The 15,657-nt window shown below is 50.0% G+C and carries 15 protein-coding genes; 9 read left to right on the forward strand and 6 right to left on the reverse strand.

Annotated elements, in window-relative coordinates; translation table 11 throughout:
* Positions 1-75: 75 nt before the first annotated feature.
* Positions 76-2,355 (reverse strand): ATP-dependent Clp protease ATP-binding subunit ClpA, encoded by a 2,280-nt coding sequence (gene clpA, locus ACJJIP_RS10930; RefSeq protein WP_020415262.1) that lies wholly within the window; start codon positions 2,353-2,355, stop codon positions 76-78.
* A gap of 134 nt (positions 2,356-2,489) precedes the next feature.
* Positions 2,490-2,870 carry an ATP-dependent Clp protease adapter ClpS gene (clpS, locus tag ACJJIP_RS10935; protein ID WP_020415261.1) on the reverse strand — a complete coding sequence of 127 codons (381 nt, stop codon included), beginning with the start codon at positions 2,868-2,870 and terminating at the stop codon, positions 2,490-2,492.
* Positions 2,871-3,150: 280 nt separating this feature from the next.
* Here clpS and cspD point away from each other — a divergent pair, with 280 nt between their 5' ends.
* Complete coding sequence (gene cspD / locus ACJJIP_RS10940; RefSeq protein ID WP_444945108.1) at positions 3,151-3,453, forward strand: cold shock domain-containing protein CspD; 303 nt, start codon at positions 3,151-3,153, stop codon at positions 3,451-3,453.
* 106 nt (positions 3,454-3,559) lie between these two features.
* On the opposite strand, the gene icd is transcribed toward cspD, so the two are convergent.
* Positions 3,560-4,810, reverse strand: coding sequence for an NADP-dependent isocitrate dehydrogenase (gene icd / locus ACJJIP_RS10945; RefSeq protein WP_020415259.1), 1,251 nt, complete (start codon positions 4,808-4,810; stop codon positions 3,560-3,562).
* Positions 4,811-4,959: 149 nt separating this feature from the next.
* On the opposite strand from icd, the gene ACJJIP_RS10950 reads away from it, so the two are divergent.
* The 6 genes from ACJJIP_RS10950 (at position 4,960) to ACJJIP_RS10975 (ending at position 10,565) form a co-directional block, all read left to right on the forward strand.
* Positions 4,960-5,562: a pseudouridine synthase gene (locus ACJJIP_RS10950; protein ID WP_020415258.1), complete on the forward strand. Its 603-nt coding sequence runs from the start codon at positions 4,960-4,962 to the stop codon at positions 5,560-5,562.
* A gap of 97 nt (positions 5,563-5,659) precedes the next feature.
* Positions 5,660-6,805 carry a tRNA 2-thiouridine(34) synthase MnmA gene (gene mnmA / locus ACJJIP_RS10955; protein WP_444945109.1) on the forward strand — a complete coding sequence of 382 codons (1,146 nt, stop codon included), beginning with the start codon at positions 5,660-5,662 and terminating at the stop codon, positions 6,803-6,805.
* 9 nt (positions 6,806-6,814) lie between these two features.
* Positions 6,815-7,450, forward strand: a complete 636-nt coding sequence (gene hflD / locus ACJJIP_RS10960; RefSeq protein ID WP_020415256.1) for a high frequency lysogenization protein HflD — start codon at positions 6,815-6,817, stop codon at positions 7,448-7,450.
* 15 nt (positions 7,451-7,465) lie between these two features.
* Positions 7,466-8,839, forward strand: a complete 1,374-nt coding sequence (gene purB, locus ACJJIP_RS10965; RefSeq protein WP_444945110.1) for an adenylosuccinate lyase — start codon at positions 7,466-7,468, stop codon at positions 8,837-8,839.
* Positions 8,840-8,968: 129 nt separating this feature from the next.
* On the forward strand, positions 8,969-10,123 hold the full coding sequence (locus tag ACJJIP_RS10970) for a cupin domain-containing protein (RefSeq protein ID WP_020415254.1): 1,155 nt from the start codon (positions 8,969-8,971) through the stop codon (positions 10,121-10,123).
* 1 nt (position 10,124) lies between these two features.
* Entirely contained in the window at positions 10,125-10,565 is a 441-nt protein-coding gene (locus ACJJIP_RS10975) for a GNAT family N-acetyltransferase (protein WP_020415253.1), read from the forward strand.
* Positions 10,566-10,603: 38 nt separating this feature from the next.
* Here ACJJIP_RS10975 and ACJJIP_RS10980 read toward each other — a convergent pair whose 3' ends face one another.
* The 3 genes from ACJJIP_RS10980 to ACJJIP_RS10990 all read right to left on the reverse strand — a co-directional run bounded on the left by ACJJIP_RS10980 (position 10,604) and on the right by ACJJIP_RS10990 (position 13,168).
* Positions 10,604-11,212 (reverse strand): TMEM175 family protein, encoded by a 609-nt coding sequence (locus ACJJIP_RS10980; protein WP_083922847.1) that lies wholly within the window; start codon positions 11,210-11,212, stop codon positions 10,604-10,606.
* A gap of 451 nt (positions 11,213-11,663) precedes the next feature.
* The gene (locus ACJJIP_RS10985) at positions 11,664-12,284 is read right to left on the reverse strand and encodes a flavodoxin family protein (protein ID WP_282950722.1); all 621 of its coding nucleotides are present in this window, start codon (positions 12,282-12,284) and stop codon (positions 11,664-11,666) included.
* Complete coding sequence (locus tag ACJJIP_RS10990; RefSeq protein ID WP_020415250.1) at positions 12,281-13,168, reverse strand: arylamine N-acetyltransferase family protein; 888 nt, start codon at positions 13,166-13,168, stop codon at positions 12,281-12,283. The genes ACJJIP_RS10985 and ACJJIP_RS10990 overlap by 4 nt, the downstream gene beginning before the upstream one ends.
* A gap of 190 nt (positions 13,169-13,358) precedes the next feature.
* On the opposite strand from ACJJIP_RS10990, the gene ACJJIP_RS10995 reads away from it, so the two are divergent.
* Both ACJJIP_RS10995 and ACJJIP_RS11000 read left to right on the forward strand, forming a co-directional pair.
* Entirely contained in the window at positions 13,359-14,315 is a 957-nt protein-coding gene (locus ACJJIP_RS10995) for a ribonuclease Z (protein ID WP_444945111.1), read from the forward strand.
* 144 nt (positions 14,316-14,459) lie between these two features.
* Entirely contained in the window at positions 14,460-15,626 is a 1,167-nt protein-coding gene (locus ACJJIP_RS11000; RefSeq protein ID WP_020415248.1) for an alpha-hydroxy acid oxidase, read from the forward strand.
* Positions 15,627-15,657: the final 31 nt, after the last annotated feature.

Raw genomic sequence — 15,657 nt, forward strand, 5'->3', positions numbered from 1 at the left:
TGCCTTACGGGCCGCTTGTCCAGACAAAAAAAAGCCACCGCAAGGTGGCTTTTTTCGGTTGAACCTGAGGTAAAGTCAGGCTGGAACCGCAGTTTTTATCGCCAGCTCATCACCCTCGATAGTGACCGCAACACGCCCACCCTCTTCTGCCAATTCACCGAACAACACAGCTTCGGCCAGGGGCTTGCGCAGCTTGTCACGAATCAGGCGTGACATTGGACGCGCACCCATTTTTTCATCATAACCACGAATTGCCAGCCACTCGCGGGCCTCATCATCTACAGCCAAGGTTACGCGGGAATCATCAAGTTGCGCCTGCAGCTCAACAATAAACTTGTCCACCACCGTCTTCACCACATCCAGCGGCAATGACCCGAACTGGATAATGCTATCCAAGCGATTGCGGAATTCCGGCGTGAACATTTTCTTGATCTCCTCCATGCCGTCGGTGGAGTGATCCTGATTTGAAAAGCCAATAGAACGCCGACTCATCAGCTCAGCACCTGCATTGGTGGTCATGATGAGAATAACGTTGCGGAAATCAGCCTTGCGGCCGTTATTGTCAGTCAGAGTACCGTGATCCATCACCTGCAATAACAGGTTAAACACCTCTGGATGTGCTTTCTCAATTTCATCCAGTAACACAACACTGTGGGGATGCTTGGTCACAGAATCAGTCAGCAGTCCGCCCTGATCAAAACCGACATAGCCCGGCGGAGCACCAATCAGACGGGAAACCGTATGGCGCTCCATATACTCGGACATATCGAAACGAATCAACTCGATTCCCATCACTTTAGCCAACTGGCGACACAGCTCAGTCTTCCCGACACCGGTTGGGCCCGAGAAGAGGAAGGAACCTATGGGCTTCTCCTCCGCACCGAGACCCGCCCTGCTAAGCTTGATCGCCGTACTCAGCGCCTCAATGGCACTATCCTGGCCAAACACAACCATCTTCAGGTTGTCGTCCAATTTGGATAACTGTTCCTTATCCGATGCCGATACGCTCTTGGCTGGAATCCGGGCCATTTTCGCAATCACGGACTCAATTTCACCAACTCCAATTACTTCCTTCCGAGTCTCCGCAGGTAGCAGGGATTGGTAGGCGCCGGCCTCATCAATAACGTCAATTGCTTTATCCGGCAGGAATCGCTCGGTGATATGGCGACTGGAAAGCTGTGCCGCGGCATCCAGGGCCGCATCGGTAAAACGCACCTTGTGGTGGTCTTCGAAACAACTCCGTAACCCCTGCAGGATTTGGATGGTTTCTTCAACCGAAGGCTCACTGACATCAATTTTCTGGAAGCGCCTGGAAAGTGCCCGATCTTTTTCGAAAATCCCACGGTACTCAGTAAATGTCGTTGAGCCTATACAGCGCAGCTGGCCACTGGAAAGCAGTGGCTTAAGCAGATTGGAGGCATCCATCACTCCACCGGAAGCCGCACCCGCACCGATAATCGTGTGAATTTCGTCAATAAACAGTACTGCGTGCTCGCGCTTTTTTAATTCAGCCAACAATGCTTTAAAGCGCTTTTCAAAATCTCCCCGGTATTTTGTCCCGGCCAGAAGGGAGCCAAGATCAAGGGAATAAATAGTGCTGTCTTTGAGCGGTTCAGGAATATCTTCGTCCACTATACGGCGAGCAAGCCCCTCAGCAATGGCGGTCTTACCAACACCAGACTCACCAACAAGCAGCGGGTTGTTTTTGCGGCGCCTGGCCAGAACCTGGGTTACCCGTTCCACTTCGGGCCCACGCCCTACCAGGGGGTCAATGCGGCCGAGGATAGCCTCTTGGTTCAGGTTGGTCGCATAACTTTCCAGTGGATCGGAGCCACCTGGCTCTGCACCCCCGCTGATCTCTTCATCAACCTGTTCAGGCGTCGTATCGGAGCCATGGTGGTGATTATTACCACTGGATCCTACGCGGGAAATGCCATGGGTGATGTAGTTCACCACATCAATACGAGCAACACTCTGCTGTTTCAGATAGTAAACAGCCTGACTTTCCTGCTCACAAAAAATAGCAACGAGGACATTAGCCCCTGTGACTTCCTTTTTACCGGATGACTGGACATGGAAAACGGCCCTTTGCAGGACCCTCTGGAACCCGAGTGTGGGCTGAGTCTCACGGTCTGTATCAGCCTCTGGAATTAATGGCGTTGTGGAGTCTACGAACTCCAGCAACTCACGTCGCAACGCGCTTAGATCGGCTCCACAGGCATGCAACACATCAGCCGCAGATTCATTGTCCAAAAGCGCCAGCAATAGGTGCTCTACGGTCATGAATTCGTGCCGTTTAGCGCGCGCACCCTTGAACGCCAGATTAAGCGTTACCTCTAAGTCCTTGCTGAGCATCTAAACCTCAAACCCTAATCGCCAATATTTCCCGCCGACTCCGCTGGTAGGCGCGCACCCTTTGCCGGCGTCTATATCCTGGCTGATTCCCTTCAGGTGACGGGACCCTTGTTTAAAAGCAGCTCTATTCAAGATCAATCTTCTTTACTTTCATCCGCCTCAATTTCGCATAACAGGGGGTGCTCATTCTCCTGGGCGAATTGATTGACCTGCGCGGCCTTTGTCTCCGCTATATCCCGAGTATAGACACCGCACACTGCTTTTCCCCGCGTGTGTACTTGCAGCATCAACTGCGTGGCGCGCTCCCGGTTGACTGAAAAAAACAGTTCCAAAGTCTCTACAACAAAGTCCATGGGGGTGTAGTCATCGTTGAGCATAATGACCTTATACATGGGAGGCTGCTTTAACTTGGGTGGCGCCTCCTCCAGTGCAAGCCCGCCATCGGAATCCTCCAAGTCGTAACTGTCTCCCTCTGACATATCGGAGCTTAGTGTAATGATCTGCGGAATACTCATAACAATTATCAATGAATTTTTTAAAGCCTCGATGTTGCAACCTGCGCAACCATCAACAACCTGCCATTGTAACCTTATTTGACCAACGACACAGAGACATCACAGAGTCCACCTGCGTTTCTTGACATTCCCATACCAGTTGACTACAAGAGTTAGTGCCTGCACGTTCACAGCCGTTAATCGCAGATAGGATCGCAGTCGATTAATCCGCAGGTCAAATAAATATAAAAACTCTGTAAGGTGGCCAACTGGTCACTCAGGCAATTAGAGGGAATTCGTTATGCCTACCGGTACCGTGAAGTGGTTCAACAACGCAAAGGGATATGGGTTTATTCTTGCAGATGAAGGAGGGGAGGATCTGTTCGCGCACTATTCCGCCATTCAGATGGAAGGCTACCGAACCCTGAAAGCTGGTCAGCAAGTCACCTTTGATATCGTCAGGGGCGATAAAGGCTACCACGCCGCCAATATTTCTACTGTGCCCTCGGGCGATATGCCCACTGCCAGCAAACCTTCCATTCCAAACTCCGAACCGGCCTATGCCGAGAGCGTGAGAGAAAAGGAAGCGGAGGCTCTCGACTAGCCTTATTGCGGCAAGTTCGCACGCAAAAAAAGGCCCTTCACTGCACAGTGAAGGGCCTTTTTACTATCGGAGCTGAGCCTCAAAGCCCGGCATCCAATTTGGCACCTTATGCCATGTGCTTGATAACTTCGTCACCAAACGCAGAACAGGACTTCAGCTCAGCACCGTCCATCAGACGCTCGAAATCGTAGGTTACAGTTTTGGCTTCGATAGCACCTTCCATACCCTTGATTACCAGGTCAGCAGCTTCGTTCCAGCCCAGGTGACGCAGCATCATCTCAGCGGAAAGAATCAGGGAGCCCGGGTTAACTTTATCCTGGCCAGCGTACTTGGGCGCAGTACCGTGAGTCGCTTCGAACAGGGCAACGTCGTCGGACAGGTTTGCGCCCGGAGCGATACCAATACCACCAACCTGTGCAGCCAGTGCGTCAGACAGGTAGTCACCGTTCAGGTTCAGGGTAGCAATTACGTCGTACTCCGCCGGACGCAGCAGGATCTGCTGCAGCATTGCGTCAGCAATTACGTCCTTAACAACGATTTCCTTGCCAGTCTTCGGGTTCTTGAAGCTGTGCCAGGGGCCGCCGTCCAGCGGCTGAGCGCCAAACTCGTCGCGAGCCAGCTCGTAACCCCAATCAGCGAAGGCACCTTCGGTAAACTTCATGATGTTGCCTTTGTGTACCAGGGTTACAGAATCGCGATCCTGGTCCACAGCGTACTGGATAGCCTTGCGCACGAGACGCTTGGTACCTTCTGCAGAAACCGGCTTAACACCGATACCACAGTTCTCAGGGAAACGGATCTTCTTAACACCCATCTCGTCCTGCAGGAACTTGATAACTTTCTTAGCTTCGTCAGTGTCGGCTTTCCACTCGATACCAGCGTAGATATCTTCGGAGTTTTCACGGAAGATAACCATGTCTACCTTGTTCGGCTCTTTAACCGGAGAAGGTACACCGCTGAACCAGCGCACCGGGCGCTGACATACGTACAGATCCAGCTCCTGACGCAGGGCAACGTTCAGGGAACGGAAGCCTCCACCTACTGGAGTGGTCAGAGGGCCTTTAATGCTAACAACGTAGTCTTTGATCGCTTCGAGGGTTTCAGCCGGGAACCAGTCGCCAGCGTAAGTCTCTGCCGCTTTCTCACCGCAGTAGATTTCCATCCACTCGATTTTCTTTTCGCCGCCGAAAGCTTTTTCTACAGACGCGTCGATCACCTTGCGCATTACCGGGGTGATATCCACACCGATGCCGTCACCCTCGATGAAAGGAATAACCGGGCGATTCGGAACATTCAGCGAACCGTCGGAATTGACTGTAACTTTTTCGCCGTCTGCCGGCACTTGGATATGACCCATATTGCGTAAACTCCCAAAATTCTATGACTTTTTAGGTCCAGCGTTGCTTGCACCGCTCCCCCGGGACCATTGGGCGGGGATAAAAAACGGCGGGATTATAGCAGCCTCGGTTAATTTTTGTAGTTGGATTACAATACTCAATTTTTCTTATGGCAAAGATTATTCTCCTCAACAAGCCTTTTGGCGTATTAAGCCAATTTACAGATGATCAGGATCGCGCCACTCTGGCTAACTATATCCAGCACAAGGGATTCTATGCGGCGGGCCGCCTGGACTACGATTCTGAAGGTTTACTACTGCTGACTGATGATGGAGCGCTACAACATCAAATCAGCCACCCCAAGCGGAAGATGCCCAAGACCTATTGGGCCCAGGTGGAGGGTGAAATTACTGATGATGCTCTTTATATGCTCAGGCAAGGGGTAGACCTGAAGGATGGCCGAACCGCACCTGCCAAGGCCAGGCGCCTGCCTGATATGGAGCCCTGGCCCCGCACACCGCCAATTCGCGAACGCAAGTCGATTCCAACCAGCTGGCTGGAGCTGACTATTTCCGAGGGGCGGAATCGCCAGGTAAGGCGGATGACTGCAGCGGTCGGCTTCCCTACCCTGCGGCTAATCCGGGTGGCGATAGGCAGCTGGAAGCTCGACTCATTAAAGCCTGGCGAGTATCGAACAGAAGAGGTTTTTGGCGCCCCCAAACCCCGAACAAAACCAGCACTCAACCGCAATCGACCGCGCCGAAAGCGATAATCTATAACGGAAGATCAAAGCGGTCTTGGTCAAATGGGGCGTTCGCAGGTAAAATTCGCCCCCCTTTCATGCCAGTGAAGTAGTGACTGTTCTTCTTATGCCTGATTCCACCCTCAACAAACAGCTAAAGCGCATCATCGTCGGTATGTCCGGCGGTGTGGATTCCTCTGTAGCCGCACACCTGCTGATCCAGCAAGGCTACCAGGTGGAAGGCCTGTTCATGAAAAACTGGGATGAAGATGACGGCACAGAATACTGCACCGCCAAGGCAGACCTGGCGGATGCCCAGGCAGTCTGTGAAAAGCTTGGTATCAAATTACATACCGCTAACTTTGCCGCAGAGTACTGGGACCACGTATTCGAATATTTCCTGGCAGAGTATAAAGAAGGACGCACCCCCAACCCGGATATCCTTTGTAACCGGGAGATCAAATTTAAGGTTTTCCTTGAATATGCCGAGGTTCTCGGGGCTGATGCGATTGCTACCGGGCACTACACTCGCCGCCGTGATATAGATGGCCGCACCTATCTACTCAAAGGACTCGATGGCAACAAGGATCAAAGCTATTTCCTGCACGCCGTTGGAGAAGAAGAGTTTGCCCGCTCCCTTTTTCCGCTGGGGGAGCTGGAGAAACCGGAAGTCCGACGTATTGCCGAGGAAAATGGCTTTATTACTCACAATAAAAAGGACAGCACCGGTATCTGTTTTATCGGTGAGCGTCGCTTCAAGGACTTTCTTGAGCAATATCTGCCCGCACAACCCGGGGATATGGAAACGCCGGAAGGTGAAACAATGGGGCGTCATGCGGGCCTGATGTACCACACCATTGGCCAGCGCCAAGGCCTGGGTATCGGCGGCGTAAAAGGCGCCGGTGAAGAACCCTGGTATGTTGTGGGTAAGGACCTGGAGCGCAATGTATTAATTGTCGCACAAGGCGCACATCATCCCCTGCTATACGCAACTGGCTTAGAGGCTAGCCAGACGCACTGGATTAACGCAGCCGCACCAGGTGAAACATTCCGCTGCCAGGCTAAAACCCGCTACCGCCAACCAGACCAGGACTGCACAGTGCATGTACAGGAAAATGGGAGCTTGGTCGTAGCGTTTGATGAGCCACAGCGTGCCATCACGCCAGGTCAATCCCTGGTACTGTATGATGGCGAGGTTTGCCTCGGTGGCGCGGTTATTGAGCGAGCCACAGGCATCGGCTCCGCCATACCGGAAAAATACAAGAAGCACTAAGGAGCAATTTTGAATAACTGGCGGGATCAGGCATTGGCACTGGCCGGAATTTTTCAATCCGCAACTCTGGTGGAGCGCCTTGCCAAAACTGGCACGGCGCCCCAGGCGCAACTGGAAACGGGGGTGTACAGCCTCTTCCAGATTAACCCCGACCGCACTGAGGATATTTTTGCAGGGGCAAAGCACCTGCTGCCCGGCCTTAAGGTCTCCAAACAAATATTGCAGTCCCGGCAACATCCCGAGTACACAGATTGCCTGCGCTACACACTCTCCGTCCTCTACTTGCAACGACAATTGAGCAAGAAAAAGGACCTGCTTTCCGTTATCGGCAGCCGCCTGGAGAAAGCCAAGGGTCAAGCCGAACACTTTTCACTGACTCACGAAAATATCTTTTCCAATCTGGCCAGCACCTATAGTGACACCCTCGGCACCTTCCGCTTTCGTATTCAGGTTCTTGGCGATTTTAACTACCTGCAACAGCAACGTATCGCCAATCAAATTCGCTCAATGCTGTTTGCCGGTGTTCGCTCGGCGACACTATGGCGACAGCTGGGTGGGCGTCGCCTACACCTGTTGTTCCAACGCAAAAAGCTTTTGCGTGCGACCGACGAATGGATCGCACATATCGAATCTATAGAACACTAATCCCGGAGATTTACTATGACAGTTGAGCTTTCCGCACTCACAGCGGTATCCCCTATTGATGGTCGCTACGAGAGCAAGACTGCCCCCCTGCGTGAAATTTTCAGTGAATACGGCCTGATCCGCGCCCGCGTTGAAGTGGAAGTACGCTGGCTGCAAAAACTTTCCGCACATAAAGAGATCGCCGAAGTTGAGCAGTTTGACGAAGCTGCCAACAAGCTGCTCGATAGCATTGTGGCCGACTTCTCCCTGGAAGATGCTGAGCGCATCAAGGAAATCGAGCGCACCACCAACCACGATGTAAAAGCGGTTGAATACTTCCTCAAGGATAAAATCAGCAGCAATGCCCAGCTGGCAACAGTGAGCGAATTCGTACACTTTGCCTGCACCTCTGAGGACATTAACAACCTGTCCCACGCCCTGATGCTTCGCGCCGGTCGCGACAACGTCATGTTGCCTGCGATGGAAGCCCTGATTGACGCTATCGTAGACCTGGCCCAGGACTTTGCCGACGTACCCATGCTGTCCCGTACTCACGGCCAGACAGCCAGCCCGTCTACTGTTGGTAAAGAACTTGCCAACGTGGCCGCGCGCCTGCGCCGCCAGGTAGCACAGATTAAAGCGGTACCGCTACTGGGTAAAATTAACGGCGCGGTAGGTAATTACAACGCTCACCTGTCCGCCTATCCCAATATTGATTGGGAGCAAAATGCTGAAGAATTCATTTCTTCCCTGGGCCTTACCTGGAACCCCTACACCACCCAGATCGAGCCCCACGACTACATTGCTGAGCTGTTCGACGCTGTTGCCCGCTTTAACACCATCCTGATCGATTTTGACCGCGATGTGTGGGGCTATATCTCCCTGGGTTACTTCAAGCAAAAAGTCGTTGCCGGTGAAGTTGGCTCCTCCACCATGCCGCACAAAGTTAACCCCATTGACTTCGAAAACTCCGAAGGCAACCTGGGTATCGCCAACGCCGTATTCCAGCACCTGGCAGCCAAACTTCCAGTATCCCGCTGGCAGCGCGACCTGACAGACTCCACCGTACTGCGCAATATGGGGGTGGGTGCGGGCTATTCCGCCATTGCCTATGCCGCCACCATGAAAGGCCTGGGCAAACTGGAAATCAACCGCGAGCGCCTGGCGGAAGACCTGGATAATTCATGGGAAGTATTGGCAGAGCCGATCCAAACGGTTATGCGTCGCTACAACATTGAAGAGCCTTACGAGAAACTGAAGGCCCTCACCCGTGGCCAGGGTATCACCCGTGAAACCCTGAAAGTATTTATCGAGAACCTGGAGATTCCCGCAGAGGCCAAGAGCGATCTGCTGGAAATGACTCCGGCATCCTATATCGGTAATGCCGTGGAACAGGCTCGTAAAATTTAAACGAGTCCGGCTACCAGCCGCACCTGGTGCGGCTGGTCATCTTTTAAAAAATACAAAAGTACGCTGGATAGTTTCCGAGCCTCAGAATATCCAGACACAAACCCCAGCCTTCTGACAGTGAGAGTTACCGTGGCCAGCCCCCTTACCCACCTTGGCGACATGCCCATCGAAGTTTTTATGCGTGACTATTGGCAGCAGAAACCCCTGCTGATACGCAATGCTTTCGCCAATTTTGAGTCGCCCATTTCCGGGGAAGAACTCGCAGGTATGGCCCTGGAGGAAGCGGTCGAATCTCGCTTGGTATTGGAGAATGGCAAGAGCGGTCCCTGGGAGCTGCGCACAGGTCCATTCACTGAAGAAGATTTTCTTTCCCTCCCTAAAACCCACTGGACCCTGCTGGTACAAGCTGTCGATCAGTGGATGTCAGAAATTGCTGAACTGAAAGATTTCTTCCGCTTTATCCCCGACTGGCGCCTGGATGATGTGATGATCAGTTACGCCGCCGATAAGGGCAGCGTTGGTCCCCACTACGATCACTACGATGTGTTTCTTCTCCAGGCCGAAGGCAAGCGTTTGTGGCAACAAGGCCCCAAGGTGGATGAAAGCAATCCTCGCCTTGAAGGAACGTCCCTCAATATCCTGAAAGAATTCGAAGCAGAAAACAGCTGGGTACTAGAGCCCGGCGATATGCTTTACTTGCCGCCCCAATACAGCCACTGGGGAATAGCCGAAGGCGGATGCACCACAATTTCCATTGGTTTCCGCGCCCCTTCCGCCGCCGCGATCCTCGAAGATCTCGCCGCTGAAATCGCTATGGATTTACCGGACAGCCAGCGCTACACCGATGCCGGTGCTGAAGTGGCGAAAAACCCAGCGGAAATTGATCCCGCCTCTGTTGCCCGCCTGCAACAACAGCTCGGCGAGTGGCTGCAGCAACCGGAAAAAATCGCCCAGTGGTTTGGCGCGGTTATGACTGAAGCAAAATACCCGGACACAGTGGCATTGGATGCAGATGACGCAGTAGATTGGCGCGAGCAGATGCCCAAGGGAGTACAACTGGTATTAAACCCCGCCTCCCGCGCTGCCTTTTGCCGCGAACCAGCCACTTTGTTTGTTGATGGTGAGGCCTTCCCCTGCCCACTGGTATTTGCCGAACAGTTCGCTGACTCCCATGAAGTAACCTGGAATGATATCGAAGCTTTCCCGGAAATAGCCGAAGTCAGCGGCCTTCTCGATCAACTGGTTGCACAGGGCACATTGATCTATCCACCTGAGGACTTCTGAAATGGACACTCTCATTCGCCCAGCTGAATGGAATAGTGAAAGGGAGAGAATTCGGGCAATTCGAGAAGCCGTATTTGTGCGAGAACAAAATGTTCCCATGGAATTGGAGTGGGATGATCAAGAAGAAAGCGCACAACACTTCCTGGTTTTTCGTACAGGCATTCCAGTTGGCACTGGTCGGTTGACAACAGATGGTAAGATTGGCCGCATGGCGATTAGCAAAGCTGCCCGTGGCCTGGGACTCGGTGCTCAACTACTAATAGCAATCTGTAATCATGCTAAACAGCATGGTTATCGCAAAGTCTACCTTCACGCCCAACAACATGCCAAAGGCTTTTATGCTAAAGCTGGTTTTACAACGGAGGGGCCTGTTTTTTATGAAGCCGGAATCCCTCATATTAAAATGTTGCAAGAGTTCGGCTGCCCCTTACAAAAGAGTTAACCGTAGTATTACACTGTACAGGCCTTTCCCATCAGAGACTAATCAGCCTCGACAAAGACATAACGCTCCATTAGGTAAGCTAATGGAGCTATACCCACAACGTACGTTATCCAAAGCGCCAATCCCCAATAGGGATTAAAGATTGTTAAGAGACATGCCAAAATGCTGGTCAGCAACATGACCATGCTCACTAATAGCACCCTTTTCCCACTCACACTCGCTCTATTTGGAGCAATAAACCACATTCCTGCAATTGCCAGCGCAGCAACTGCGTAACTGATGGACAATAAAATTACCGACCAGGCTTGATCTGGATACTCTCCCAACAAAGCCGATGGAAAAGGAATAAAAGCAACCGCACCAAGTAATAGAAAGTTAAGGCTGGTAAAGCCCACAGACTTAGACTCATGATCAGCCATCAAGTGATTGTGGTTGAGCCATAAACGACAAAGGATTGCAACACTCAATAGCCAGGAAAATATATGAGGAATCTGTTGCTGCATTTTGGTTTGAAAATCCTCGCCCGGCTTAATATCTACCAAGTCAGGAATTTGAATGTTAAACACCAGCAGGGTCATGGCGATAGCAAAAACGCCATCACTGAGTGCATTGATACGACTAGACAAAAAGGACTTGTGTTGCATCATTTCTATCGCGCAAAGCTAGCTATTACTAAGTTAAGTCCAAACCCTTCTTTTAGCCGCTGCTAGCGCAAATAGTCGCCCTTTGTTCGCTATATAATTTCAACCTTACCTTCTGATTACCGAATACTCGGATTTTTAAATTAATTAGTTAAACAATATGATAACGACTTTGTAAGTGTATAGTTTTTACATTTACTGTTGGCTAAATATGCAGTCCCCAAGCTGTATTCAAAAGATAAAAGACTTGATGCTAATGCTATTGGTGGGTCAATCGATTCCCAGCCCTTTCGCTGCGGGAGAAGCATCCAGCAGCGAAAGGTTGCTGTTCACTTGCAATTGCATATGGCGCCACAGGTATTTACGAACCCTTCGCACTTGGTAGGTCGATAGATGAGTAACAAGTAGCCAAAATTCAAGCACTACTCCCAGGAGAAGACTGCCAAATTAATTGGCTCTAAACTCTCTCCACCTCCTCTCTTTGCAGGGTAGCGACCGTAGAAATACTGGCGGTATAATTTCCTCTAGAGACAACACGCCCGACCCGCTCTCCCAAATATACTGCAGTTAGCCGATCCAGCTCATGAATACCACCCCCACTCTCCTCTACGGCAATCAAACCCAACTGGCAACCACCTCGATTTCTCCCTTGTATATCCCGACTAGGTAAGATATCGAGAGGGACCCAGAGCATTCCCATTTGGGAGGAAAATATCTGCAGGGCCTGGATGGTATTAAGCTGATCTCCACTGTAGTTGCTGCCAATAGTAAAACCCGCAGCCAACTTGTCCGCCCATTTAAGCTCACTGTAACGATCACTGGCAGCATCTATAAATGACTTAAATTGCGCTGAAACATTCCCCATAAAAGTTGGCGAACCCAGCACAATCGCCTCACACTCGTCCAACTGAGCCATTATTCTTTGGTTATCGAAGCGCCCTGCCCGTATATGCTGTCCCTCAACAGCCAAGGCTATCCCCTCACACCCGGTTAGATTATTAACCCCCTTTACAACAGCTTCTGCGAGTGCCTTGGTAGTGCCGCAAACTGAATGGTAAACAACTCCCACCTTAATCATGAGGCTACTCTGCTGATTGTTGCACCGACGTTTTTTGTACCTTGATGGAAAGGCTGCCCCTGAAAAATACTGGCCAGCCTCCGATCAACTTCGGCACCTGTCGGCACCTCAATACCAAATACATCCAACAAAGTTTGGCGAAGCTCCTTAACATTGGCGAGCATTATTACGCTTTTGGGGCCAATAATCGGCTGGTAGCTCAATTGACGATTGATCAAAGCATGTCGCCCCTCGGAAAATGCCCGCGCTGCAATCAAGTGTTCTACAAAGCGGGATTCCCGGTGGGTGCAGCAATACCAATTGGCGATTTTATAATCACCAGCCGTACGGGGGCTCAAATCAAAGCTATACATAGCTTGCCAAACCCCCTCGACCTTTACCTGTAACAGGTAATCTCTATTATCTGTTCGGGTCAAACGATAAGTGCCGTGGGGAGTAGTCTGGAGATCTGTGGAATCCAAACGCATCGGCGCAGTGAGTGTATTACTGCCAAACCCTGCATCCAACAAGTAAGGGACTTCATCTACTTCTACCAACAGTATCATGTGTGATTGTGCAGGTTGATGTCCCACAGGGGTTTGCCAAAGGACACGCGCGGCAAGGCCGATAACTGCAAAGCCTATCTGCTGCAAAGCAGCGCGCAAGAGAGCATTCTGCTCGAAACAGTATCCCCCCCTCAAGTGGCGTACGAGCTTATCCTCGATAGCGGAAATTTCAATATCTACTGCCCCCCCTAAAAAAGATGTCACATTCTCAAAAGGAATTGTCCGCACATGATGGGATAAGAGACCCTTGAGCGTCGGTAAATCAACAGCAGGCATGCGGTTATAGCCGATACGCTCCAAGTAACCTCGCAAGTTGATTCTTTGTGTTTCTGCGGTCATTTGTCTCATTTCCTCTTTGCCAATCAATTTTGCAAAGTAGTTTAATACCTCAACTTTACTTTAGGTCAACACCGATTACCCAGCTTCTTGGTTACTGTGATATCGCCAAATATACTAACTATGACTCCCTCTTCCCGACTTGGCATCGTGTGTATGATTGGGGGGGGGCAACAACAGAGGTAAATGCTCATTGGAACTATTGTTTTTGGGTACATCGTCCGGTACTCCCACAAAGGACAGAAACGTAAGCGCTGTCGCATTAATAGAAAGTCAAGGTAAAAGCTGGTACCTGATCGACTGCGGTGAAGGAACTCAACATCAAATCCTTCATACTCCCCTGTCCTTAAACTCTCTAAGCGCAATTTTCATCACCCATGTCCATGGTGATCATTGCTATGGACTACCAGGGCTATTGGCAAGTGCGGGGATGCAAGGCAGAGCTAAACCACTGACTGTAGTAGCACCAAAGGCTATACGTGACTGGCTTATATCTACGCAGGCATGCACTGAACTCTACCTACCATTTGAGTTGAATTTTTTTCCTTCGGAGAAATTACCTACCTTGGACCAAGGACAGTTTATGATTTCCCTGACTAAACTTTCCCACAGGGTGCCCTCGTACGCTTACAGTTTTACCGAGAGAAAAATACGGGCTTCCTTAGATATCGAAAAATTGTGTGTAGCAGGCATCCCCCAAGGGCCCTTATGGGGCAAACTGAGAGCCGGAATTAATATTATCCATAATGGCCGGGAATACTCTTCTACAGAGTTTCTTCACCGAAAGCAAAAGCCAAGAAAAATTGTGATCTGTGGAGATAATGACAGCCCAGAATTGTTAAAAAAAGCCTGCGTAGAGTGTGACCTTCTCGTTCATGAGTCTACTTTTACTGATGATATGGCTGAAAAAGCTGTAAAGGTCGGACACAGCTGTGCCAAGCAGGTGGCATCTTTTGCAGAGCAAGCAACTGTACCCAACCTGATTTTGACCCATTTCAGTCCGCGATACCAATCAAGAGCTGATATAACTCCCTCAATTAATGACATATACCTCGAAGCTCAATCTGTATACAGAGGCAATCTACAGCTAGCTTCTGACTTTAAACGGTTCGAGTTAGATAAAACTGGAAAACTGAGGTCGCACATTTAAAGTTATGCTCTATGTTTTCACCGAAAGCAGAACAGGAAGCCTGGATACAATTAATACTCTCCAAGATTCCTGCAATTCAATAAGAACTAATACTTCACACTTCAACTGCTAACCTGAAGGAAATAACCGGGCAGGAAATACCAAATGGTACAAATCAATGAACTATTTAATCGGCACTTCGCAAGCAGCCAAAGATTAAGGAAGAAAGCTAAAAAGAAAATTCCGAAGTTTGCCTATGACTACCTCACTGAAGGCTGTATGGATGATATAGGCCTTAGCCGAAATCGAATTCCCTTTAAATCTGTCGAATTCACACCGCAATACATCAAGCGGCCGACTGAGCCGGATATAAGCTGCAAACTGTTTGATTACCATTACAGCGCACCATTTGGAATTGCACCCGTAGGTCTCCAGGGACTAATGTGGCCAGATGCTCCTGTCATACTGGCAGATGCTGCCTATAGACATGAAATTCCTTACATTCTCAGTACCGTATCCTCTGAATCACTAGAACGCATAGCGGAAGTAACCCAGGGAATGGCGTGGTACCAACTATATAATCCCACTGAACCTTCCATCCTAACCGATCTTCTCAAGCGCTTGGAGAGAGCTCAATATCAAAATCTAGCAATTACCGTTGATGTACCCACCTTCGGTTTAAGGCCGCGGGACTTCCACAATGGTCTTGCTATGCCTCCAAAGCTTACACTAAAAAACATCTATCAAGCAGCCATCCGGCCTCATTGGAGTTTAGCCACTCTCGTGCACGGGCTGCCCCAGTTCAAGAACCTTACTCCATATATGAGCAAAGAGAGCAAGAAATTGGAACTCACTGAGTTTATGAATACAGCTACTATGGGGCCACTGGATTTTGACAGTTTAAAAAGTATTCGAGATCGTTGGCCACACAAACTAATCATCAAAGGTATTATGAGCAAACCCGATGTTGATAAAGCAATCGCATTAGGTGTCGATGGAGTGATTATTTCGAATCATGGCGCACGTCAACTAGACCAAGGAGAAGCTACATTACCCTTAGTTCAGGAGCTTAAAACGACATACCAGAGTAAGATTCCACTTCTTATAGACAGTGGGCTTAGGTCGGGCGCAGATGTAGCAAGTGCCCTTTCTCTTGGAGCACAATTCAGCTTTCTGGGTCGTTTTTTTATGTACAGTGTTTGTGCACTAGGTAAAGAGGGAGCAGATCATGCAATTTACCTATTGAAAGCACAGCTAACACAGATAATGCAACAGGTCGGAGCAAAAAAAATCTCAGAACTACCCGGAAAAGCCAAGCTTAAAAATTTCTAAATTAATAATCAAGAATACATATCTTATATTT

It is taken from the genome of Microbulbifer variabilis (assembly GCF_052467165.1).

Excerpts from the sequence above, each read along its gene's own strand:
- ACJJIP_RS10990 (WP_020415250.1), bottom strand. The coding sequence starts at position 13,168 with ATGACCGCAGAAACACAAAGAATCAACTTGCGAGGTTACTTGGAGCGT.
- clpA (WP_020415262.1), bottom strand. The coding sequence starts at position 2,355 with ATGCTCAGCAAGGACTTAGAGGTAACGCTTAATCTGGCGTTCAAGGGT.
- ACJJIP_RS10985 (WP_282950722.1), bottom strand. The coding sequence starts at position 12,284 with ATGATTAAGGTGGGAGTTGTTTACCATTCAGTTTGCGGCACTACCAAG.
- icd (WP_020415259.1), bottom strand. The coding sequence starts at position 4,810 with ATGGGTCATATCCAAGTGCCGGCAGACGGCGAAAAAGTTACAGTCAAT.
- ACJJIP_RS10950 (WP_020415258.1), top strand. The coding sequence starts at position 4,960 with ATGGCAAAGATTATTCTCCTCAACAAGCCTTTTGGCGTATTAAGCCAA.
- mnmA (WP_444945109.1), top strand. The coding sequence starts at position 5,660 with ATGCCTGATTCCACCCTCAACAAACAGCTAAAGCGCATCATCGTCGGT.
- cspD (WP_444945108.1), top strand. The coding sequence starts at position 3,151 with ATGCCTACCGGTACCGTGAAGTGGTTCAACAACGCAAAGGGATATGGG.
- purB (WP_444945110.1), top strand. The coding sequence starts at position 7,466 with ATGACAGTTGAGCTTTCCGCACTCACAGCGGTATCCCCTATTGATGGT.
- ACJJIP_RS10980 (WP_083922847.1), bottom strand. The coding sequence starts at position 11,212 with ATGATGCAACACAAGTCCTTTTTGTCTAGTCGTATCAATGCACTCAGT.
- ACJJIP_RS10975 (WP_020415253.1), top strand. The coding sequence starts at position 10,125 with ATGGACACTCTCATTCGCCCAGCTGAATGGAATAGTGAAAGGGAGAGA.
- clpS (WP_020415261.1), bottom strand. The coding sequence starts at position 2,870 with ATGAGTATTCCGCAGATCATTACACTAAGCTCCGATATGTCAGAGGGA.
- ACJJIP_RS11000 (WP_020415248.1), top strand. The coding sequence starts at position 14,460 with ATGGTACAAATCAATGAACTATTTAATCGGCACTTCGCAAGCAGCCAA.